The sequence below is a fragment of the Pseudodesulfovibrio mercurii genome (assembly GCF_000189295.2).
In the GTDB taxonomy this organism is placed as follows: domain Bacteria; phylum Desulfobacterota; class Desulfovibrionia; order Desulfovibrionales; family Desulfovibrionaceae; genus Pseudodesulfovibrio; species Pseudodesulfovibrio mercurii.
This window is the reverse complement of record NC_016803.1, coordinates 141,657-161,531: the sequence shown is the minus strand read 5'-3', so window position 1 is coordinate 161,531 and position 19,875 is coordinate 141,657. Positions and strand designations below refer to the sequence as shown.

Genomic DNA, 19,875 nt, shown 5'->3' with positions numbered 1-19,875 from the left:
CGGCCCGGAAGGAATTCAGAACAGTTCGCGCACCGCAGGCGCGTCCAGGTCGGCAGCGGCAAGGGACAACCCGCCGTCCGTGCCGAGGACCGTGCACTGCGCGTTGCCCGGCGTGAAGCGGAACAGATCGTCCAGGGGATGGCCGGTCAGACGGCAGCGCACCGCCCGGAGCACGCCCGCGTGGGTCGCCGCCAGCACCGGCTGCGGACCTCGGGCCAACTCCTCCAAAACGGCCATGGCCCGGTCGGCCACGTCGGCGAAGCTCTCCCCGCCCGGCACCCGGAACCGGCCGAGCCCCTGCCCGCGCGCCGCGTAGGCCTCGGGAAACCGCTCACGGAGGACCTCGAAGGGCAACCCGTCCCACGCGCCCATGTCGATCTCGTCCAGGGCGGGCAGGATGTCCACGACCCTGCCCAGCCGGGCGGCCAGCGGGCTCAGGGTCTCCCGCGCCCGGCGCGCCGGGCTGGAACAGAGCCGCGCCCACGGAATCTCCACGAAACATCCGGCCAGGTCCAGGGCCTGGACGTGTCCCTCGGGCGAGAGAAGCAGGGGCGTGCGCCCCACGCACATCCCCCGGCCGCCCTCGGTCCGGGCATGGCGCAGGAGCACGATCACGACAGGGCCTGCCCGGCGATGCGTTCGGACGAATCGGCCATCTCGCGGTCGAAGCGGTCCATGACCGCCCTGGCCCGGCCGAGCCGTCCCAGGATGGCCTCCTCCGCGCCCTCCTCGTGCCGGTACATGGCCACCTTCTCCATGTAGCGGTCCGCCAGCGGGACCGGCCCGTGGCAGCGGACCAGCTTGTCGGCCAGGAAGACGACCTCCTTCTCGGTGATCGGCGCGTCGTCGGCCAGGGCCACGTCGAAATGGGCGCCCACGACGTCGGCCGCGGCGGGAAAACCGTGGGCGCGGAGCAGTTCGGCCCCGGCGGCCTCGTGCCGCTTGGTGCCCTTGCCGATGTCGTGGGTCAGGGCCGCGCCCAGGACCAGGCCGGGATCCAGCCGGACCACGCGGGTCCCGGCGGCCCGGCGCTCGTCCAGACGGCCGTTCAACCGTTCGCACAGGGCCGAGGCCACGGCGGCCACGGCCCGGCAGTGGTTCCGGATGTGGTCCGAAACCCCCTGCAACCGGAACAGTTCGCGGCACTCGTCCGCGAGGGGATAGCCTATCCCGGCCACGGCCAAGGCCATCTCGTAGTCCTCGAGATGGTCCAGGTCGTACGAGATTCCGAAATCTGCCACGTCCAGGTCGCGCGCTCCCGCCTCGAACCGGCTCAGCACGGTCCGCAGCCCCCCGCTCCCGTCATGGGCGAGGATGTCCGGGACGACCTCGGCGGCGATGATCGGCGGGTGGCCGCGCTTCCCGGCGAACCGGGGGTAGAGCACGGTGGATCGCGTGCGCGAGTAGGCGTCCATGAGCCGCGTCACGGTCTCGGGCCGCACCAGGGGGATGTCCGCCGGAAGCATGAAAAAGGCGTCCACGTCCGGCTCGAGGGCGCGCACCCCGGTCAGGACCGAGGAATACATGCCCTGCTCGAAGGCCGCGTTGTGCACGGCCTCGGCCCCGGCCTCCATGGCGCAGGCGGCCACCTCGTCGGCGCGCTTGCCCGTGACCACCACGACCCGCTCCACGCCGCACGTCCTGAACAGCCGAACGCAACGCGACAGGACCGTGCCGCCGTCAAGGGGCAGGAGCGGCTTGAACCTGCCCACGCGCGAGGACAGCCCCGCGGCCGGGATGATCGCGGTCAGCCCCTTCATTGCTTGCCCGCCCGGACCTGGATGAGTTCGCCCACGATACTGACCGCGATTTCCTCCGGGGTCCGCCCGCCGATGGGCAGCCCGATGGGGCTGTAGCAGCGATCGATGTCGGCCTGGGTGAAACCGTCGGCCAGCAGGGAGTCGTAAATCTTGTTCCGCTTGGTGGAGCTGCCGATCATGCCCACGTAGTGCGCCCTGGTGCGCAGGGCCTCGGCCAGGACGTTGCGGTCGTGCAGGTGGCCGCGCGTGACGATGACCACGAAGGCCTCGGGATCGTCCTTGAAGGCATCGCAGCACCCCTCGAAGGAGTCGAGGACCACCACCTCGTCCACCTCGGGGAACCGCTCGCGGTTGGCGTAGTCCGCGCGATCGTCCAGGACCACGGTGCGGAAGCCGACCATGGCCGCCACCCGCGCGGTGAACCGGGACACGTGCCCGGCCCCGAAAATGTACAGCGGCGCGGGCGGGATGAACGGTTCGTCCAGGACCATGGGGTCGGCCTCGCGCGAAAAGACCGGCTCCTCGCCGACCGACCTGCCGAACAGCAGCTCGTGCCCGAGGATGCGCGGGGTCTTGCCGCCGTGGATGCGCGTGGTCAGCGTGGAGATCGCCCCCGTGCGCAACCGGTGATCGAGTTCGGCGTAGACGCGGGCGCAATCACCGCCCGGAGCGGCCATTTCCAGGAGCAGGGACAGCCCGCCGCCGCAGATCATGTCGGAATTCGCGGCCAGTTCCTGGGTCATGTCCACGAACATCAGCCTGGCCTCGCCGTCCTTGGCGCCGTTCGTCAACATCTCCACGGCCGCCCGGCAGGCCTGGGCCTCGGCCAGACCGCCGCCCACGGTGCCGAAAATGGACCCGTCGGGCCGCACGGCCATCTTCGCGCCCGAAGACCGGGGCGTGGACCCGGAACTCTCCACCACCGTGGCCAGGACAAAGGGCTCCTCGGCCCGCACCAGTCCGGCCACGTCGCGCACAAACGCTTTCATCATGCAACTCCTGTCGTTATGCGCCGCTTGGCCAGTCCTGGGACGGCGGGCGCGGCGTCATGCCTGTTCTCAATATCCACCTTCAGGGTGCCTTGGACAAGTCCCCCGGCCACGGCGGGCGCTCCCTTCAGGGCCGCCAGGACCGCGTCCGCCGGCTCGCTGCCGCAGACCGTGACGCGCAGGGTGTCGCCCTCCAGCCGGGCCGCGAAATCGGCCACGCCCGGCAGGCCGTACAAAATCTCGTTCAGTTCCCGCAGGGTCAGGCTACCGGAGGCCAGGGTCACACCGTCGCGCCTGCGCCGGACCAGCGGGTCCAGCCGACGCAGGGGACTGCCGCAACCGCACGCGCCGGGCAGGATGCGGCCCACGTCCCCGGTGCGGTAGCGGATGATCGGCATGCCCATCTTGAGCGGCGTGGTCACGACCATGTCGCCGAACTCGCCGTCCGGCAGCAAGGCGCCCGTGCGCGGGTCCACGATCTCAACGAAGACGTCGGTCTCGCGCAGGTGCATGCCCGAACCGGGCGCGCACTCCACGGCCCCGCCCAGGCCGGTCTCGATCATGCCCCAGTGGCGGAAGACCCGACAGCCCAGCCGCTCGGCCACGCTGGCCCGGACCGCGTCAGGGATGACGTCCCAGCAGAGCAGCGCGGACCGGATGCCCCCCTTGGGCAGGCCGCGCGCGGCCCAGGCGTGGGCCAGCAGGTTGACGTGGGCCGGGGAGCCGACCACGCAGGCGGCCTTCTCGGCCAGGCACCGCTCCACGGCCGCCCCGGCGTCCGTCAGTTCGCCGATGGCCACGACCCTGGAGCCGTGCCGCGCCAGGGCCTCGCCGAGCAGTCGCCCCACCCCGCCGGGCCGTTCGCCGGGCAGGAGCACCAGGGCCGTGCCGCCCGGCTCGACCATGTTGGCCATGCCCCAGCCGAAAAAATCCACCGTGGCCTCAAGGTCGGCGGCCGTGTGGAAGATGCGCTTGGGCTCGCCCGTGGTCCCGGAGCTGGACAGGGTGACCACCCGTTCGATCTCGCTGCGGGACACACTCAGGAGCGCGTCCGGGGTGGTCTGCAGCAGCTCCGGGGATATCTCCGGCAACCGGGCGAAGTCCTCCAGGGACGAAATGTCCGCGCCGGACACGTCCGCGAAGTGGCGGGCGTAGAACGGACTGCCCCGCCGGGCGTGGTCCACCAGCTCCCGCAGCCGCTCCAGCAGCCAGGCGCGCAGCTCGGGCCGGGTCGGCGTCGCGTCGCGCCCCATGCGCCCGGCCAGCCAGCAATCAAGATGGGACCGGCCCATGACATTTCCCCCGATACAGGGTTTCGCCGCCCATGGACGTCAGGTTGTAGGCGCAGAACGGGATGAGCCGCCCGTCCGGCGAGACCTCGTGGATGCAGCACCCCTTGAGCCGTTCCAGGTCCAGGGTCCAGCAATCCTGGAAGGCCATGGCCGAAACCGCGAAGGTGTGGGTGGCCGCCCGCCGGATGAAGGCGTCCAGGGCGTCCTCGGGTGCGCTCCGCGAAGGGGCGGCCCCGCCCGGCCCGTCGAAGGCCATGGGCAGCTGTTTGCCCGGGGCGGCCCACTGGCGCTTGACGAAGGCCTTGGCCGCGTCCGCCCCCTCGGAGGCCGGGCGCGGTGTGCAGCCGCAGGACCCGCCCGAGGAGAGCCGGGTCAGCCCGCCATCCTCCGTGACCACGTAGTTGGCGTGAAAGGAGCAGTAGGCGTGCTCGCAGCCCGGCGGCCGGAAATCCGTCGCCCTGAGCATCCCGCCCGTCTGGGCCTCCAAGCCGCGCATGATCTCGGGCAGGGTCATGCGCTCGCCGTCGTCCGGCTGCTTGGGATAGCGCCCGAAATAGCTGACCGGCTGAAAATGCACCCCGCGCACCGCCGGAGAGCGGGCCGCGCCCAGCCTGAGGATGTTGCCCAGGTCGCGGTCGTTGACCCCCGGCACCAGCGTGGGCACCAGGATGACGCCTACCCCGGCACGGGCCAATGCGTCCAGGGCCGCGAGCTTGGTTTCGAGCAGCGGGCGGCCCCGCAGGGCCTCGAAAATGGATTCCTCGGTGCCGTCGAACTGGAGAAAGACCGAATCCAGCCCGGCCTCGGCCAGCCGGTCCGCGTAGCCCGGTTCGCAACCGAGCCGCAGCCCGTTGGTGTTCAGCTGGATGAACGGAAATCCCCTGGCCTTGCCCAGCCGGATGATCTCGGGCAGGTCCTCGCGCACCGTGGGCTCGCCGCCCGAGAGCTGGATGTTGCAGTGGCCCGAGGCCAGCTCCACCCGGTCGAAGAGCGTGTCCAGTGCATCGAGGGACGGATCGGGTGGGGCCGCCTTGCCGGATGAAGCGAAACAGACCGGACAGCCCAGGTCGCAGCGCCAGGTGACCTCGATGAGCGCGGTGCAGGTGTGCTGCCGGTGGGCGTCGCACAGCCCGCAGTCCAGAGGGCACCCCCGCTCCACACGGGTGAACGGCGTCTTCGGCCCGGACGGGACCTTGGGACGCGCCCAGGAGTCGAAGGACGGCTCGCCGCGCCAGACCACGGTACGGAACGCGCCGTGCTCCGGGCACTCCTTGACCAGGAAGGTCTCGTGGGCCACGGTCTCGTGGCGGGCCGGGATCGGCCGCAGGCAGATCGGGCAGACGCTTCTCGGACTCGAATTCACGGCAGCTCGCGTCCCTCGGCCGGGTCGAGCCCGTTATCGACCAGAATTTCGCGCACCTTGGCGTTGGCCTCGGCCACCAACCCGCCGCAGCGCTCGGGATGGGGCTTGCCGCAGCCGCCGTCCAGGATCGCCCCGCAGGTGATGCCGCCGTATTCCAGGGTCCGCTCCGTAAACCAGTCGCGCAGGGACTCGAGCATGACCGGCAGGACCTCCTCGGGCTCCTCCATGTCCTGCCCCTTGCCCGCGTACAGGCCGAGCGCCAGGACCGAGCCCGTGAGCACGCCGCACGGTCCGGAGCAGTCGCCCAGCCCGTTGCACAGCCCGCCCGCGGCCCGGACCAGGTCCGGGTCCTCGCGGTCCATCTCGTCCAGGGCCATGATGACCATCATCTGGCTGCAACAATAGCCCTTTCCGGCAAGTTCCATGACGCGAAGTCCGGCGTCGTCCAGCATCAGTCCGCTCCTTGCTTTTGCGCGATCATCAGGAAATAGCCCAGGTCCCGGTTGCAGTCGGAGGCCGCCTCCCCGGCGGTCCAGACCAGCCGGGCGGCCAGGTCCCGCAGGTGGGCGCCGTGGTCCTCCAGCAGCCGGACCGTAAATCCGCCCTCTCGGACCAGCCGGTCGGTCTCGGCCAGGGGCGCGGCCCGGTCCGCGCAGGACGCGCCGTCGCCCACGGGGCAGCCGACGGCGCACAGGTCGGACAGGACCAGGAAACCGCCTGGCCTTAGCACCCGGTGAAATTCCGTGAGCCCTCCGGGCCGGTCGTCGAACAGGGAAAAGACGCACTCGCAGAAGAGCGCGTCAAAGGTTTCCGGCAGAAACGGCAACCGGTCGCCGCGCGCCCGGACGAGTCCCGGCGCACCCTTGGCCCGGTCGAGCTGGTCGGCCGAGGGCTCCACGCCCCAGGCCCGCACGCCGTAGCGCGCCCGCAGCCGGGCCACGGTGGCCCCCAGGCCCGCACCAACGTCCAGGACGCGCCAGCCCGGCACCGCGCCGATGAAGTCCGCCGCCCGGTCGGTCAGCTCGAAGCCGCCCGGCCGCAGGGTCTCCCCGGCCACGGCGCGCAGTTCCGCGCGCTCCCACAGCGGAGGCGGCGCGAATCGCACGGTTACTTGTCCTCCAGCAGTTGCTCCACCTGGTACATCTTGCCCAGGGCCAGGGACTCGGGGATGAGCACGTAGCCGCACTTGGGGCAGGTGGGCAATTCCACGTCAAACCGGGAGTTGAGATAGGTCAGCCCCACCGGTTTCATGACCATGTCCTCGTCGCAGGGGCCGCAACGCCAGCCCCCGGCTCCGGTTCCAGGTACCGTGATCGCGCTGCTCATGGCTGCCCTCCTTCTATCTTCATGCGGTGGCACCAGGCGTTATGCACCAGGTAGCCGCCGTCCGTGAGTTCGTATTCCACCCAGTAGGTCACCGTGTTCGGCCTGAACGAGGCCAGGAAGCGGCCGGTCTCGCCGTGGACCAGGTGCCTGCCGGATCGTTCGGCCTGGAGCAGGACCTTCTGCACGTCGCTGATGAGGATGCGCCGCTCCTCCATGGCCGCCGCGCCCATCTCGGTGCAGGTCATGCGGACCCGCTCGAAGTCCTCGGCCTGGACGCCGTCCGCCTCGCTCCACAGCTCGCGCAGGAGCTTCTCGCGCAGGTGGACGCGGTTCTCGCGCCGCTCGGAATGGCCTGGCGTGGGCCGCGCCCCCGGCTCGCCGCCGGGATAGAGCAGATCGTAGAGATGCATGGTCCGCTTGCCCGTGCGGGCGATCATGTCCCGGCACATGGCGCAGTAGGTCACGAAGTCCTCGTCCGCGCCGTCGGCCCTGGCCTGGGCCGCGGCCCGGCCGAGCTGGGGGTCCACCTCGTTGAGCAGGCCACCGTAGCCGCAGCACTGGGTCAACCCGCCACTGTACTCCGGTTCGACCACGGACACCCCGAGGGCGTCCAGCAGGCCACGCACCTCGCCGCGCAGCGCCCCGTCCTCGCGGGCAGCGCACGGGTCGTTCACGGCCAGGGTCCCGCCCGTCTTCAGGGCGGTGTCCGGCAGTCCCAGGGCGCTCAGGAGGGACCAATGGGAGACGATCTCCGCCTCGGGCATGGCCTGCCGCAGGATCTTGAGGCAGGAGGGGCAGGCCGCGATGATGCGCGGCGAGCCGAGGCCCTGCCAGTCCGCGCGCAGTTCGGCCAGGGACTCCCCGAACAGGGCGTCACGCCCGGACCAGGCGGCCGGAGCGCCGCAGCAGCGCAGGATCAGCCCGACCTTGCCCAGCCGGGTGCGGAGGTCCGCATAGGCGCGCTCCGCACCGCCGGGATCGGTGGCGGTCAGCTGGCAGCCGGGGAAAAAGACGTATTCGCTGGAGGTCTCGCCCGGCGCGTGCCGGGCCAGGGCGCACTTGTCGCCGTCGGCAAAGGCCATGTCGCGCAGAGCGAACTCGTGGGCCGAGGGCGGCATGGTCCCCTTGGCGATCATGTGCCGCCGCGCCTCGAGACAGACCTCGCCCATGGCGAAGTCCTCGGGACAGACCGTGTCGCACAGGCCGCAGAGCATGCACGAGTTGATCATCTTGTTGGCCTGGCGCGTGCCCCGGACAATGGCCTCGTTGTTGTAGACCTGGCGCACGTAGACCTTGGGGTACTGCTTGTAATGCTTGAGGAAGACGCAGCCCTTCACGCACTCCATGCATTCGCACTTCAGGCAGCGGGCGGCCTCCTCCACGGCGCGGGGCTGGTCATAGCCCTCCCCCACGGCCACGGGCGCCACCGGCTCCACCTTGTCGAGCACGGTGTACAGGCGCGTCTCGTAGGGGCCTTCGAGTTCGCGGCTCTTGACCATGGACACGCCCTGGGTGAACCGCAGGATGGAGTTGGCCGCGCGGCGTCCGGCCGCGGCCATGAAGACCGGCGAGGTCTCGCCCGGACGGGTGGCGAACAGCCCCAGACGGTTGGTGCCGAGCGTGATCTCGTCGGGTTCGGCGAAATTCAGGATCGCGTCGGGCACGCCGTCGCCGTCGATGAAGACCGCGTCGCATGCGTCCAGCCGGTCCTCGACCAGCTCCGGGGTCAGGGGTGCGCCCCGCTTGAGGGCCACGCCCATGCGCTCCATGTCCGCGAGTTCCCCGTCCAGGACCCCGTCGGGCAGGTCCGCGCCCGCGTCCGGCGCGGTGCAGTACACGGTCACGGCGAACCCCTTGCGGGCGATCTCCCAGGCCGCGCACAGCCCGGTCATGTTCCCGCCGATGACGGCCACGGACTTGCCGTTGCGCGGCAGGGGCCGGGGCGGTTTGGCCGCCTGGGCCGTTCCCGCCAGGAACCGTTCCAGGGCCCCCATCTCGATGGGGCCGCCCTTGTCCCGGCGCAGGCAGGCCGCCTTGCACGGCGCGTCGCAGGTCCGGGCCAGGACCCCCGGCAGGGGCATTGTCTTGGCCAGTACGGCCCACGCCTTGTCCACGCGGCCCGCGGCCAGCAGCGAACAGCACTCGCGCGCGTCCACATGCAGGGGGCAGGCCGCCGTGCACCGGGGGGATTCCTCCTGGATGCACTTCTGTTCCCACTGTCTGAGTTCCGCTTGTTCCATGGTTCACCACTTACGGAAAAAGGCGGCCCATGCCAAGGCACGGGCCGCCGTTGTTTCAAGTCTGTGCCGTTAGCCCTTGAGCGCTGCGAGCACCTTCTCGGGGTAGGCCGGCAGGTGGCGGATACGCGCACCGCAGGCGTTGTAGATGGCGTTGATGATGGCCGCATGCGGAGCGGTCAGAGGCATCTCGCCCACGCCGGAAGCGCCGAAGGGACCGTCGGGACGCGGGGATTCCACGTAGATGATCTCCATGTCGTCCGGGATGTCCTTGCAGTACGGGATACCGGCGCCGGCCATGTTGGCGTGCTTCTTGATGTCCTCGTAATCCTCGGTCAGCGCCAGGCCGATGCCCTGAGCGACGCCGCCGTGGATCTGGCCGTCCACCACGAGGTAGTTGTTCACCACGCCGATGTCGGCGACGGTGACGACCTTCTCGGCCTTGGCCTTGCCGGTGGCGATGTCCACGGAAACCAGGAAGCAGAACACGCCGTACATGTAGCAGCAGAACGGGTTGCCCTGGCCGTTGGCATCGCAGTCGTTGGCCGGAGCGGTCCACTTGCCGTGATAGAGCACTGCCAGACCGTCATCGACCATTTCCTTGTAGGTGCGGAAGGCGCCGTTGGGCTTCCGCATGGCGGCCACGAGCTGATCACAGGCGTTCTTGGTGGCCTGACCGACGACGACCTGGGAGCGGCTGCCGCCGGCGGGACCGGCCGCGGGGGAGTTGCTGGTGTCGCCCATCATCAGGTGGATCTGATCCGGGGTCAGGCTCAGGGGACGCAGGGCCTCGTGGGCGGTGCCCAGGGTACCCATGTCCGCGCCCTGGCCGTGGTCGCCCCAGGCGGAGTACACCGTGACGGTGTTGTCCTCGTTCAGGGCGATATCGACCTCGGCGGTGTCCGGGCCGTCCAGACCGGAACCGTACACGCCGATGGACACGCCCACGCCGTACTTCACGGCGTCGGTGGATTTCTCGGCGGCGATCTTCTTGAACTCCTCGTACTTGGGACGGACCTTGTCGATCATCTCAGGCAGGGAGTAGACCTCGGGATCCTGGCCGGTGGGGGTGGTGGAACCCTTGCGGTAGGCGTTCTTGTAACGCAGTTCCAGCGGGTCCATGCCCAGCTTCTCGGCCAGCTCGTCCATGCACACCTCGGAGGGGAACTCCGCCTCGGGAGCGCCGTAGCCGCGGAAGGCCGCGCCCCAGCAGTGGTTGGTGCACACGGTGCGGCCCTCGCCGCGAATGGCCGGGATGTCGTAACCGGCGCCGATGTACTGCGCGCCGCGCAGGGTCAGCAGGTCGCCGAACTCGGAGTACGGGCCGTGGTCCACGGTCCAGTCGGTCTCCATGCCGAGCAGCTTGCCGTCCTTGGTGGAGGCCAGGCGCACGGTGGTGAACTGCGGGGAACGCTTGCCGGTGTACTGCTGCTGCTGTTTCCAGGTGTAGTTCAGGAACACGGGACGGCCGGTGGCCAGGGCCGCCGCGCCGACCAGCGCTTCCATGGTCGGGGAGAACTTGTAGCCGAAGGTGCCGCCGGTCGGGTTCTGGACCAGGGCGATCTTGTCGGGCTCCAGGCCCAGACCGGGGGCGATCATCAGCAGATGCAGATGGATGCCGATGGATTTGGAGTGGATGAACAGCTTGTCGTCCTCACCCATGTAGGCGAACCCTACGTCGGGCTCGATGGGCATGTGGGGCTGGCGCTGGGTGTAGTAGTCGCCTTCCACGACCACGTCGGCCTTCTCGAAGATGGGCTTGGTGTCCGGTCCCTTGGCTTCCTTCTGGATGTAGTAGACGTTGGGGGTGCCGGGGTGGATCTCGATGGCGTCCTCGGCCATGGCCGCCGGGGCGGACATGTACTCGGGCAGCTGCTCGAGTTCGACCTTGACCTTCTTGGCGCCTTCCTTGGCCGCCTGCGGGGTGTCGGCGCAGACGATGGCGATGGCGTCGCCGTACTGGAAGACCTTCTCGTCGCACAGGATGGGACGATCCCAGCCGTCGCCGAGGTTGGTCGGGAAGGTGATCAGACCGGTGATGCGGTTCTTGCCCTTGACGTCCTTGTGGGTCACGACCTTGTAGACGCCGGGCACGGCCTCGGCCTCGGTCACGTCGATGGACAGGATGTTGGCGTGGGAAACCTCGGCCTGGACCAGTTCGCAGTGCAGGGTTCCCGGGGGCAGGCGCAGACCCATGTCGGCGCCGAAGTCCCAGGTGCCGGTGACCTTGGCCACGGCGGACGGACGCGGATACCGGGTGTTCCAGATGCGACCGCTCTCGGGGATCTTGAAGATCAGATCATCCATGGACTTGTCGCCGCGCATGACCTCGGCGGCGGCCATGACGGCGTCGACCAGGGGTTTGTAACCGGTGCAGCGGCAGACGTTCTTGTGCTGCTGGAACCAGTCGCGGATTTCCTCGCGGGTGGGGCTCGGATTCTCGGTCAAAAGCGCATAGGTGGAGACCAGGAAGCCGGGGGAGCAGAAGCCGCACTGCGCTCCGCCGTAGGCGATCCAGGCCATCTGAATGGGATGCAGGTTGTCGGGAGTGCCGAGGCCCTCCAGGGTCATGATTTTGGTGTTGTTCGGGACACGCTTCATCTTGACGGTGCAGGACCGGACCAGCTTGTCATCCCGCAGGATGGTGCAACTTCCGCACTGACCGGTGCCGCAACCGATCTTGACGCTGGTCAATCCCAGGTTCTGGCGCAACACGTTGGCCAGGGACTCTTCAGGCTCGCACACTACGTTCCTGGAGACTCCATTTACTCGGAGCGTCCTTTTGATCATGACAGTTTTCCTCCTAATTAGTTCTCACTGTCTCGCAGATGGTTTGGGTTCCCCCAGGGAACCATGATCTATTTACCGAAGGGACAGATGGGATAGCGACAGACCTCGCAGGTCGCACAAAACCCACCATGCCCCAGGGATACGATGTCCTCGCGGGTTACCTTCTCACCGGCCAGAATACGCGGGACGATCAAGTCGAACACGGACGCCCGGTAGTACATGACGCAGCCCGGCAGCCCGAGGATGGGCACGCCGTTGAGGTCCGCGACCATGAACATGACGCCGGGAAACGTGGGCGACCCGTAGGTGACGACGTCCGCCCCGGTGGCCCGGATGGCCGTGGGCGTCTGGTCGTCCGGGTCCACGGACATGCCGCCGGTGACCACGACCATTTCCGCGCCGCCGGCAATGAAGGCCAGGATGGCGTCGCGGGTCATGGACGGATCGTCGGAGGTCAGGGTCTGGCCCATGACCTCGGACCCGAGGTTGGAGAATTTCTTGCGGATGACCGGCCCGAACTTGTCCTTGATGCGGCCGTGGTAGACCTCGCTGCCCGTGGTCACCAGGCCGACGGACAGCCGCCGGAAGGGCCGGATGCCGACAACGTAGTCGTACTCGGCGCAGATGGCCTCCACCCGGCGGATCTTTTCCTCGTCGATGACCAGCGGAACCACGCGGGTACCGGCCACGGGACGGGTCTCCGTGACCTGCTGGCCCGTGTGCAGGGTCGCCAGGACGACTTCCTCGATGGAATTGATGCGGTGCAGGGCCTCGACGTTGACGTCGAGCAGGCCGGGTTCGGCGATGAAGTTGATGCGTCCCTCGGACACGTCCGACAGGGTTATGTGCGGCCCCACGGCCGCGTTGGCGATGCGTTGGGCAGCCTCGTTCTCATGGATGCAGCCCTTTTCCATATCCAGGACGTAGATGTGCTCCTTGCCGATCTCGAGCAACGTCCGGATGTCCTCTTCCGCGATGATGTGTCCTTTGCGAAAAACCGGCCCCTTGGTTTCCCCGGGAACGATTTTGGTCATGTCGTGGCACAGGACCATGCCGACGGCATCCTGAACTGGAACGGTCTTCATTGCTCCTCCACTAAAGACTCGACATATGTTCCGCCGCCCCGTTGCCGCGGGGCCGGCCACCGCCCGTTTCTGTCCCAAACAGGCTGTTTTTATGTCTTTTTGAGCATAATAAATGGGTCTGGGACCCCATACACGCCCATTCCTACCCGACATATCAGCATATGCAGAATTATGCCGAGTTGAGCCTAACCTATTCCGATGGATTGAACAGGTCAACCGTCTCGCTTATATTTAGCCCAAATTTTTCATCATGTTAGCTGTCCCGTTTTCGAACACACCGTCACCGCGGAGACGCACCAAACGGGAGAAAAATCCAACACGGGAATCACCGGGGAGGCAATAACCTTCTGTAAAAGGGGGGAATGTGCGGTACGGTAAGGGTCACGACTCCTCGCGCAGGTCGACCCACTGCCCGCCCGTGAGCGCGCCCAACCTGTCCGGCGTCAGCCGAAAGACCGCGTGCGGCGTTCCGGCGGCCGCCCATATCTCGGCATACTGTTCAAGATCCCGGTCCAGCACCGTGCGCAGGGGCACATCGTGGCCAACGGGCGGGATACCGCCGATGGCGAAACCTGTGCGATCCTTGACGAAATTGCCGTCCGCCCGGCCCAGGTCCAGGCCCGTTGCCAGGCGCACCCTGGCCGGGTCCACGCGGTTGACGCCCGAGGCCACCACCAGAACCGGATCGCCCGTGGCCCGCTCCCGAAAGACCAGCGATTTGGCGATCTGCGCCACCGAACACCCTATGCTGTCCGCCGCCTCGCGGGCCGTCCGGGTGGACGACGCCAGCTCCCTGACATCGAAGTCGTCTCCCTGTTTCGACAGGAAATCCTGGACGTTCTGCGCGCTCCTGCTCAACTTGTCCGCCATGCCCGTGCTCCTCTTTTCCGACGGACCGGTTTTCCTTGCCCGGCCCGTCGGCTCCTGCTATGAATTTTCATCGTGCGTGATAGCGCACGGGATCAAAAATAGCACCGTGCGTTAAAGCGCACAAGAAAAAACCAACGGCAAACTACGGATCAAAGGAGAAGACGTGTCCACGGAAGACATCCGTTCGGCCATTGCCGACCGCCTCAAGACGTGCAGAAAGGAACGGGAGATGAGCCTGGACAAGGCGGCCCTGCTCACGGGCGTGTCCAAGGCCATGCTCGGGCAGATCGAACGGCGGGAGTCCGCACCGACCATCGCCACCCTGTGGAAGATCGCCAGCGGGTTGAACCTCTCCTTTTCATCGTTCTTCGCGGGCAGGGGCGGCTCGGACTACCGGCAGGTGCCCTTCCCCAACGATCCCGACATGGCCATCCGGGTCATCTTCCCATACGACGCGGCCACGCGCATGGAGATGTTCCACGTCACCCTGACCAACGGGCACCACCAGCGCTCCACCGCCCACCGCTTCGGGGTCATCGAGCACGTGGTCACCCTCCGGGGCGTGCTCGACCTGATCTACGAGGGCAAAGTCCACCGCCTGGCCCAGGGCGAGGCCCACCGCTTCCACGCCGACGTCGCCCACCAGTACCGGGCGACCACGAACATGGTCCTGTTCCAAAACATCATCTGCTATACCTAGCGGTTGCAAACGTCCCGCCCCCGAAGCACAGGCGCAAAAAAAGAGGGCGGCAGGGCCGCCCTCGAAGAATTCGCATTGCACACCGGTTCCGGCGGCCGCCTAGAACGGCACGTCGTCCATGCCGCTGGCCTCGGACGGGAAGGCGGGACCGAGGTCCTCGTCCTCCGGATAGCCGTTGTTGTTCTGCTGGTAGCCGTTGTTGTTCTGCGGCGGACGGTTCTGCTGCGGCCGATTCTGCTGGTAGCCGCCCCCCTGCTGCTGGTAGCCGCCCTGCTGGGCGGGCTGCTGGCCGTCGGGCATGCGGTCCAGGCCCTGGATGTTGTCGGCCACGATCTCCGTGGTGTAGCGGTCCTGGCCGTCCTGGCCCTGCCACTTGCGGGTCTGGAGCTTGCCCTCGACCAGGACCAGGCGGCCCTTGCCGATGTAGTTGGCCACGAATTCGGCCTGCTGCCGCCAGGCCACCACGCGGTGCCATTCGGTGCGCTCCACCTTCTGGCCCGTCTGCCGGTCGCGGTATCCCTCGTCCGTGGCCACGGAAAAATTGGCCACGGCCTGGCCGGAGGTGGTATAGGAAACCTTGGGGTCCTGCCCGACCCGGCCGATAATGATCACTTTATTCATGCTGCCAGCCATTTCAACTCCTTAACATGGATAGGATTCGTCTTGGAAAAAGCAATATCAGAATTTGGAGGCGATGTCTTCCAAGGCGTCCATGACATCTTCCAGGGCATAGGTCAGCTTGTCCGCCTCGCCCGGCTGCCAGTCGCCCAGGGCCTTTTCGATGGCCAGGCGCAGCTTGTCCGCCTTTTCGGCATCCTCGCGCAGGGCCTTGGCCTGGTCGTCGGGGATGAGCCCGGCACGGACCGCGTCGAAGATCGCGTCGGCCAGCTCCATGACGCCCTTCCTGGGGATGGCGGAGCTGTCTTCCCAGGCCAGGTCCCACAGGGACGGCCACGTCTTGCGCACCTCGTCCTCGCTGTAGGTCCACGCCGACACCCGAATCTGCAACAGCCTGCCCATATGCGCCTCCCGGTGGTTGTCTACGCCTCTTCTTCCCACTCGCTCTGGATGCGGGCCACCACGTCCTGGATGACCATGAGCTGGTCCTCGGGACAGACGCCGATGAGGGGCTCGCCCTCGTCCACGTTGTCGCCGCGGCCGAAGTAGACGGAGTAGATGATGCCCTCGGGCCCGGAATAGGCCAGAGGCGTCTCCCGCTTCATGCGAGACACGATGAGAAATTCCATGCCGTCCTGGACCTTGACCGAGCGCTTGCCCGAGACCTTGAGCTTCTGGTCCACCTCGGGGACGAAGTAGTACTTGGCCCGCTCCGGGGCGCGGAACAGGTACAGGGCCTCCTGCAGGATGAGCTCGATGACCTCCTTGCGGGTCAGGTAATGCTTGATGGTCACCAGCGGCTCGCCCGCCTCAACGAACCGGCCCTCGTGCTGCGTGTGCACGACCTCGATGACACCCTTTTCCGGGGCCGGGATGGGCTTCTCGTTCTTCTCGCGGGTCAGGTGGGCCAGCAGGGTGCCGGGCTTCTCCAGGAACTCGCCGCGCGGGCCGTGGACCTTCTCGCCGGGCTTGACCGCCGCGAAGGAGACCACCCCGGTATGGGGCGCGCGGACCACGATCTCGCGATAGGGAGAGGCCTTTACCTTATCGAGCAATTCTTTGATATTCAGCACTATTTTTCCTCTATTGCGCTCTGATTCGCGTCTGTTTCAAACACGGGGCGCGCACGGGGGTGTCTCATAAAAATCAGCGATAGTAAAGGTTGCGCCCGCCCATGGTCAGGAGCGACTGGTGCAGGTTCTTGCGGACCTCCCGGCGGTCCCAGATGCCGTGGATGTGGCCGCGCGACAGGGCGTGGTAGGCCTTGTGGTAGTTGGGCGGCACGACGATCCCCGTGGTCTCGGAGATGACCCCCGGCCCGGCGAAGCCGATGTTCGAGGACTGCACCGCGAACTGGTACGGCGAGCAGCCCAGAAAGCTGGCCACGGGCCCGGCGTAGGAGTTGGTGTCGTAGAGCACCAGGTACAGGCCGCCCGCGTCGATGTAGCGGCGCACGGCGATGGTGCAGCGCGGCATCTGGATGACGCCGTTGACGCCCTCCTGGATGCGGATGCCCGCCGTGCCGTGCACGTAGGCGATGAACGGCTGGCGCTTGCGCGTGGCCCGCTCGGCCGCGCGGATGAACTTCTCGCCCTCGGCCGCGCCCACGGAGCCGCCCCGAAACGGCGCGCAGAGCACGGCCACCACGGCGTCCACCTCCTCGATGGAGGTCTCGAAGGTGATGCACGCGGACTTGAGCCCGGTGCGCTCCTTGGCCTTGTCCAGCTTGGTGTCGAACTTCTCGTAGCCCAGGGGGTTGATGGCCTCCAGCTGCTGGTTGAACTCCTTGGATTCGCTGTAGGAAAAGACGTTCTCCAGGTACCAGCGGTACTCCATGGGGAAATGGTGGCCGCAGGACGGGCAGACCCCGGCGAAGTCGCCGAACAGGTCCGGCACCCACAGGTCCGGACAGTGATGCGTGCGCACGTTGGGACAGGAGATAGTCCGGTCCTCCTGGCTGCGCGGGCTGGTCCAGGCCCACTCGCTGCCCACCAGGCAGGCCCCGTCCTCGGGGCAGGAGAGCCGGGTCAGCCTGTCCACCACGGCCTCGCCCACCTTGGGCTGGTCCCCGTTGTTGCCGGGCAGGACCTTGTCCAGGGTCTTCTTCAACGGCATGAGCACCTTGTGCCGGACCAGGTGCGCCTCGGCCCCGAGGTCCTCGAACATGGCGTTGAGTCGCTTCTTCTGGCGGCCGAGCAGGTCGTAGCGCAGGAAGGAGTGGGCGGCCCAGATGGTCCCCTTGGTGGCGGCCACGGCCCGGCTGATCACGCCGGTGCCGTCCAGCCGGGCATGGCGGCTCATGGCCCGGAACTTGCGCTGGCGCTGCTCCACCAGCCGGTCCAGGGCCGACTTGGACAGGGTCCAGCGCATGTAGATGGACTCGGCGTCGTCGGTCTTGGAGGTGCGCACGGCCATGGCCCGGTAGAGCTTCATGGACTTGACCGAGCTGACCACCTCGTTGGTGGTCTGGATCAGCTCGCGCCTGAGCTCGCGGAAAAAGTCGTAGTGGTACGGCCTCGCCCCCAGGGGCGGCTCGCGGAGCACGCGGTCCACGTAGCCGTTGGCCAGGTTGTCGTCCGCGGTGATGCGCAGCTGCCGGGCGCACTTCTCGATGAGCTCGGGCGTGGCCCGTTCCCCGCCGCGCAACCCGGCCTCGATGGCCGCCGCGCCCTCGGGCGAGATGACCGAATAGTAGCCGTGGGAGAGCATGATCCGGCGGTCGGCCAGGCCGATGGCCTCGGCCCCGCCCGAGCCGCCCTCGGAGAACACGGCCACCACGGGCACGCGCAGTCCGGCCAGCTCGTAGAGGTTGCGGGCGATCTGCTGGGCCGCGCCCGGCCAGTCCTCCACGGGATAGGCCCCCGGCGTGAACACGAAGGTGTGCACCGGGATGTTCTCGGTCTCGGCCACCTTCATGTAGTGCAGGGCCTTGGCGTTGCCCCACGGCTTGACCGAGCCGCCGTTGCGGAAGGCCTCGCCGTGGCCCTTTTCCTGGCCGATGACCATGACCATCTGGTTGATGACCTTGTCCCCCACCCGACGCGAGAACACGGCCCGGGCGATGAGCATGCTCGGGTCGATGTTGTATTCGCCCCGCCCGCCGATCTCGGTGTAGTTGTCGTAGACGTTCTCGAGGATGTCCTTGAGGCAGATGCGCTGGGGGTGGCGGACGATGCGCACCTTGTCCATGGGGGTCAGGGTGGTGTCGAGCTTGCGCTCGGAAAAGTCGAACAGGTCCTCGATGCGCGCCAGCTCCTCAAGCTTGGCCCCGCCCGGCATCAGGCGGTGGCGCTCCAGGAGCTCGCCGAACTTGGCGGCCAGCAGCCGGATGGACTCGTCCTCGCGGTTGGCGAAGATCTCCTGAATGTATGTCAGGCGGTCGCGCAACCCCTGGATTCTCCGTTCCCTGTCCATGCTCAGAACTCCAGGAGCCTGTCGGTCTTGGCCTTCAGGTACTCGATGTTGCTGTAAAATTCGCTGGTTGCGTTGCCGCACCGTCCCTTCAGGACCAGGCCGTCCAGGAATTCCCGCCCGCGCGCCTTGGCCTCGGCCAGGTCCGCGCCCCAGACGATGGCCAGGGCCAGGTTCGGGTCGTACTCCATGGGGATTTCGTAGGGGCGGTCCGTGGGCACGTGGGTGTGGACGTGCAGCCACTCGCGCTCGGGCCAGGCCAGCCGGGTGATGGTCCCGGCGCAGGGCGTGAACCGTTTGGCCGTGTTCTCGGCCACCAGCCGGTACTCGATGCCCACGCCCTCGAAGGTGATGTCCTCCTGGGTGTAGCGTAGGGGCTCGCCCAGGGCCAGGCGGATCTGCTCGGTGATGATGTCCACCGGCTCCCCGTGGACCCTGGAGATGACCGCGGACACGCCGTTTTCCACCTGGATGCGGGTGTTGACCTCCATCAGGAACGGCTCGCCGCGCGGGGTGATGATCCACTCCCAGGTGCCCACGTTGTCGTAGCGGGTCTCGCGGGCCATGGCCAGGGAGTGGTCGGTGATCTCGGACAGGACCCTGGCGGCGTCGAAGGTGTAGGCCACCACGTCCGGGGCGAAGCCGGGAGCCACCTCGATGCGTTTCTGTTTGCCCGTGGACTGGACCGAACAGTTGCGCGTGCCGAAGTGCACGTGGTGCTGGCCGCCCCGCCCGGAGACCACCTGGACCTCCAGGTGGTTGAAGTCGAAGATGCGCTGCTCGATGAGCACGCCCTCGTCTCCGAAATTGCGTTTGGCGTAGTTGCGGATGCGCCGGAAGACAGAGCGGAACTCGTTGAAGTCGCCGACCTCCTCGATGCCCATGCCCCCGCCGCCGGCCGAGGCCTTGACCATGATCACCCCGTCCACGATGCCCTGGCTGGCCTGGAACTCGAACAGGGAGGAGGCGATCTCGTCGGCCTCGATCTCGCTGTACACCGGCCGGTCGGAGCCGGGCACGGTGGGCACGTTCAGGGAACGGGCGATGCGCTTGGTGTTGATCTTGTCGCCCAGGTCGCGGATGACCCACCAGCTGGGCCCGATGAACTCCATGGGCCGGTCCCGCCGGACCACGCGCCGGGCAAAGCGGAAGTCCTCGGCGAAGAAGCCGTAGCCCGGATGCACGGCCGTGGCCCCGCTCGCGTCGGCCACGGAAAAAATCTCGTTGGCGTCCAGATAGGAGGTAATGGTGTAGACCGCGTCGTCCCCGGCCAGTTCGCGGGCCATGCGGACGTGGCCGGACTCGCGGTCGACGGCCGTGCACACGCAGACGAAGTCGAGCCCCAGGCGCGTGCACGCGCCCATGACCCGCATGGCGATCTCGCCTCGGTTGGCTATGAGGACCTTGTGACGGTCGATGGTTCTGCCTTGCACG

Annotated in this window: 18 protein-coding genes; 1 reads left to right on the top strand and 17 read right to left on the bottom strand. The window is 67.6% G+C overall.

Annotated elements, in window-relative coordinates:
* Window positions 1-15: 15 nt before the first annotated feature.
* The 12 genes from DND132_RS00760 to DND132_RS00705 form a co-directional block, all read right to left on the bottom strand.
* On the bottom strand, window positions 16-615 hold the full coding sequence (locus tag DND132_RS00760; protein WP_014320796.1) for a histidine phosphatase family protein: 600 nt from the start codon (window positions 613-615) through the stop codon (window positions 16-18).
* Window positions 612-1,760 (bottom strand): DVU_1551 family NTP transferase, encoded by a 1,149-nt coding sequence (locus DND132_RS00755; RefSeq protein WP_014320795.1) that lies wholly within the window; start codon window positions 1,758-1,760, stop codon window positions 612-614. Before DND132_RS00755 ends, DND132_RS00760 begins: the two co-directional genes overlap by 4 nt.
* A complete protein-coding gene (locus DND132_RS00750) occupies window positions 1,757-2,752 on the bottom strand; it encodes an XdhC family protein (protein WP_337998557.1) in 996 nt (331 codons plus the stop codon). Before DND132_RS00750 ends, DND132_RS00755 begins: the two co-directional genes overlap by 4 nt.
* Complete coding sequence (locus DND132_RS00745) at window positions 2,749-4,041, bottom strand: DVU_1553 family AMP-dependent CoA ligase (protein ID WP_014320793.1); 1,293 nt, start codon at window positions 4,039-4,041, stop codon at window positions 2,749-2,751. The genes DND132_RS00750 and DND132_RS00745 overlap by 4 nt, the downstream gene beginning before the upstream one ends.
* Entirely contained in the window at window positions 4,022-5,404 is a 1,383-nt protein-coding gene (trsS, locus tag DND132_RS00740) for a radical SAM (seleno)protein TrsS (protein WP_014320792.1), read from the bottom strand. Before trsS ends, DND132_RS00745 begins: the two co-directional genes overlap by 20 nt.
* Complete coding sequence (locus DND132_RS00735) at window positions 5,401-5,856, bottom strand: DVU_1555 family C-GCAxxG-C-C protein (protein ID WP_014320791.1); 456 nt, start codon at window positions 5,854-5,856, stop codon at window positions 5,401-5,403. Before DND132_RS00735 ends, trsS begins: the two co-directional genes overlap by 4 nt.
* Window positions 5,856-6,509 carry a DVU_1556 family methyltransferase gene (gene trsM, locus DND132_RS00730; RefSeq protein WP_014320790.1) on the bottom strand — a complete coding sequence of 218 codons (654 nt, stop codon included), beginning with the start codon at window positions 6,507-6,509 and terminating at the stop codon, window positions 5,856-5,858. Before trsM ends, DND132_RS00735 begins: the two co-directional genes overlap by 1 nt.
* A gap of 2 nt (window positions 6,510-6,511) precedes the next feature.
* Entirely contained in the window at window positions 6,512-6,730 is a 219-nt protein-coding gene (locus DND132_RS00725; protein ID WP_014320789.1) for a DVU_1557 family redox protein, read from the bottom strand.
* Complete coding sequence (locus tag DND132_RS00720) at window positions 6,727-8,970, bottom strand: pyridine nucleotide-disulfide oxidoreductase/dicluster-binding protein (RefSeq protein ID WP_014320788.1); 2,244 nt, start codon at window positions 8,968-8,970, stop codon at window positions 6,727-6,729. Before DND132_RS00720 ends, DND132_RS00725 begins: the two co-directional genes overlap by 4 nt.
* Before the next feature lie 69 nt (window positions 8,971-9,039).
* The gene (locus DND132_RS00715) at window positions 9,040-11,757 is read right to left on the bottom strand and encodes a molybdopterin-dependent aldehyde oxidoreductase (RefSeq protein WP_014320787.1); all 2,718 of its coding nucleotides are present in this window, start codon (window positions 11,755-11,757) and stop codon (window positions 9,040-9,042) included.
* Window positions 11,758-11,825: 68 nt separating this feature from the next.
* The gene (locus tag DND132_RS00710) at window positions 11,826-12,842 is read right to left on the bottom strand and encodes a molybdopterin-binding protein (RefSeq protein ID WP_014320786.1); all 1,017 of its coding nucleotides are present in this window, start codon (window positions 12,840-12,842) and stop codon (window positions 11,826-11,828) included.
* A gap of 381 nt (window positions 12,843-13,223) precedes the next feature.
* Window positions 13,224-13,712, bottom strand: a complete 489-nt coding sequence (locus DND132_RS00705) for a YbaK/EbsC family protein (RefSeq protein ID WP_014320785.1) — start codon at window positions 13,710-13,712, stop codon at window positions 13,224-13,226.
* 163 nt (window positions 13,713-13,875) lie between these two features.
* On the opposite strand from DND132_RS00705, the gene DND132_RS00700 reads away from it, so the two are divergent.
* Entirely contained in the window at window positions 13,876-14,412 is a 537-nt protein-coding gene (locus tag DND132_RS00700; RefSeq protein WP_014320784.1) for a helix-turn-helix domain-containing protein, read from the top strand.
* 99 nt (window positions 14,413-14,511) lie between these two features.
* Here DND132_RS00700 and DND132_RS00695 read toward each other — a convergent pair whose 3' ends face one another.
* The 5 genes from DND132_RS00695 to DND132_RS00675 form a co-directional block, all read right to left on the bottom strand.
* Window positions 14,512-15,045: a single-stranded DNA-binding protein gene (locus DND132_RS00695; RefSeq protein ID WP_014320783.1), complete on the bottom strand. Its 534-nt coding sequence runs from the start codon at window positions 15,043-15,045 to the stop codon at window positions 14,512-14,514.
* A 45-nt stretch (window positions 15,046-15,090) separates the two neighbouring features.
* Complete coding sequence (locus DND132_RS00690) at window positions 15,091-15,432, bottom strand: hypothetical protein (RefSeq protein WP_014320782.1); 342 nt, start codon at window positions 15,430-15,432, stop codon at window positions 15,091-15,093.
* A 20-nt stretch (window positions 15,433-15,452) separates the two neighbouring features.
* A complete protein-coding gene (locus DND132_RS00685) occupies window positions 15,453-16,103 on the bottom strand; it encodes a biotin/lipoyl-containing protein (RefSeq protein ID WP_014320781.1) in 651 nt (216 codons plus the stop codon).
* Window positions 16,104-16,176: 73 nt separating this feature from the next.
* Entirely contained in the window at window positions 16,177-18,444 is a 2,268-nt protein-coding gene (locus DND132_RS00680) for an acetyl-CoA carboxylase carboxyl transferase subunit alpha/beta (RefSeq protein ID WP_014320780.1), read from the bottom strand.
* A gap of 2 nt (window positions 18,445-18,446) precedes the next feature.
* A complete protein-coding gene (locus tag DND132_RS00675; RefSeq protein WP_014320779.1) occupies window positions 18,447-19,874 on the bottom strand; it encodes an ATP-binding protein in 1,428 nt (475 codons plus the stop codon).
* Between the last annotated feature and the right edge of the window lies 1 nt (window position 19,875).

Coding starts and splice junctions, on each gene's coding strand:
- DND132_RS00755 (WP_014320795.1), bottom strand. CDS start 1,760: ATGAAGGGGCTGACCGCGATCATCCCGGCCGCGGGGCTGTCCTCGCGC.
- DND132_RS00750 (WP_337998557.1), bottom strand. CDS start 2,752: ATGATGAAAGCGTTTGTGCGCGACGTGGCCGGACTGGTGCGGGCCGAG.
- DND132_RS00745 (WP_014320793.1), bottom strand. CDS start 4,041: ATGGGCCGGTCCCATCTTGATTGCTGGCTGGCCGGGCGCATGGGGCGC.
- DND132_RS00735 (WP_014320791.1), bottom strand. CDS start 5,856: ATGCTGGACGACGCCGGACTTCGCGTCATGGAACTTGCCGGAAAGGGC.
- DND132_RS00725 (WP_014320789.1), bottom strand. CDS start 6,730: ATGAGCAGCGCGATCACGGTACCTGGAACCGGAGCCGGGGGCTGGCGT.
- DND132_RS00720 (WP_014320788.1), bottom strand. CDS start 8,970: ATGGAACAAGCGGAACTCAGACAGTGGGAACAGAAGTGCATCCAGGAG.
- DND132_RS00715 (WP_014320787.1), bottom strand. CDS start 11,757: ATGATCAAAAGGACGCTCCGAGTAAATGGAGTCTCCAGGAACGTAGTG.
- DND132_RS00710 (WP_014320786.1), bottom strand. CDS start 12,842: ATGAAGACCGTTCCAGTTCAGGATGCCGTCGGCATGGTCCTGTGCCAC.
- DND132_RS00705 (WP_014320785.1), bottom strand. CDS start 13,712: ATGGCGGACAAGTTGAGCAGGAGCGCGCAGAACGTCCAGGATTTCCTG.
- DND132_RS00695 (WP_014320783.1), bottom strand. CDS start 15,045: ATGGCTGGCAGCATGAATAAAGTGATCATTATCGGCCGGGTCGGGCAG.
- DND132_RS00690 (WP_014320782.1), bottom strand. CDS start 15,432: ATGGGCAGGCTGTTGCAGATTCGGGTGTCGGCGTGGACCTACAGCGAG.
- DND132_RS00680 (WP_014320780.1), bottom strand. CDS start 18,444: ATGGACAGGGAACGGAGAATCCAGGGGTTGCGCGACCGCCTGACATAC.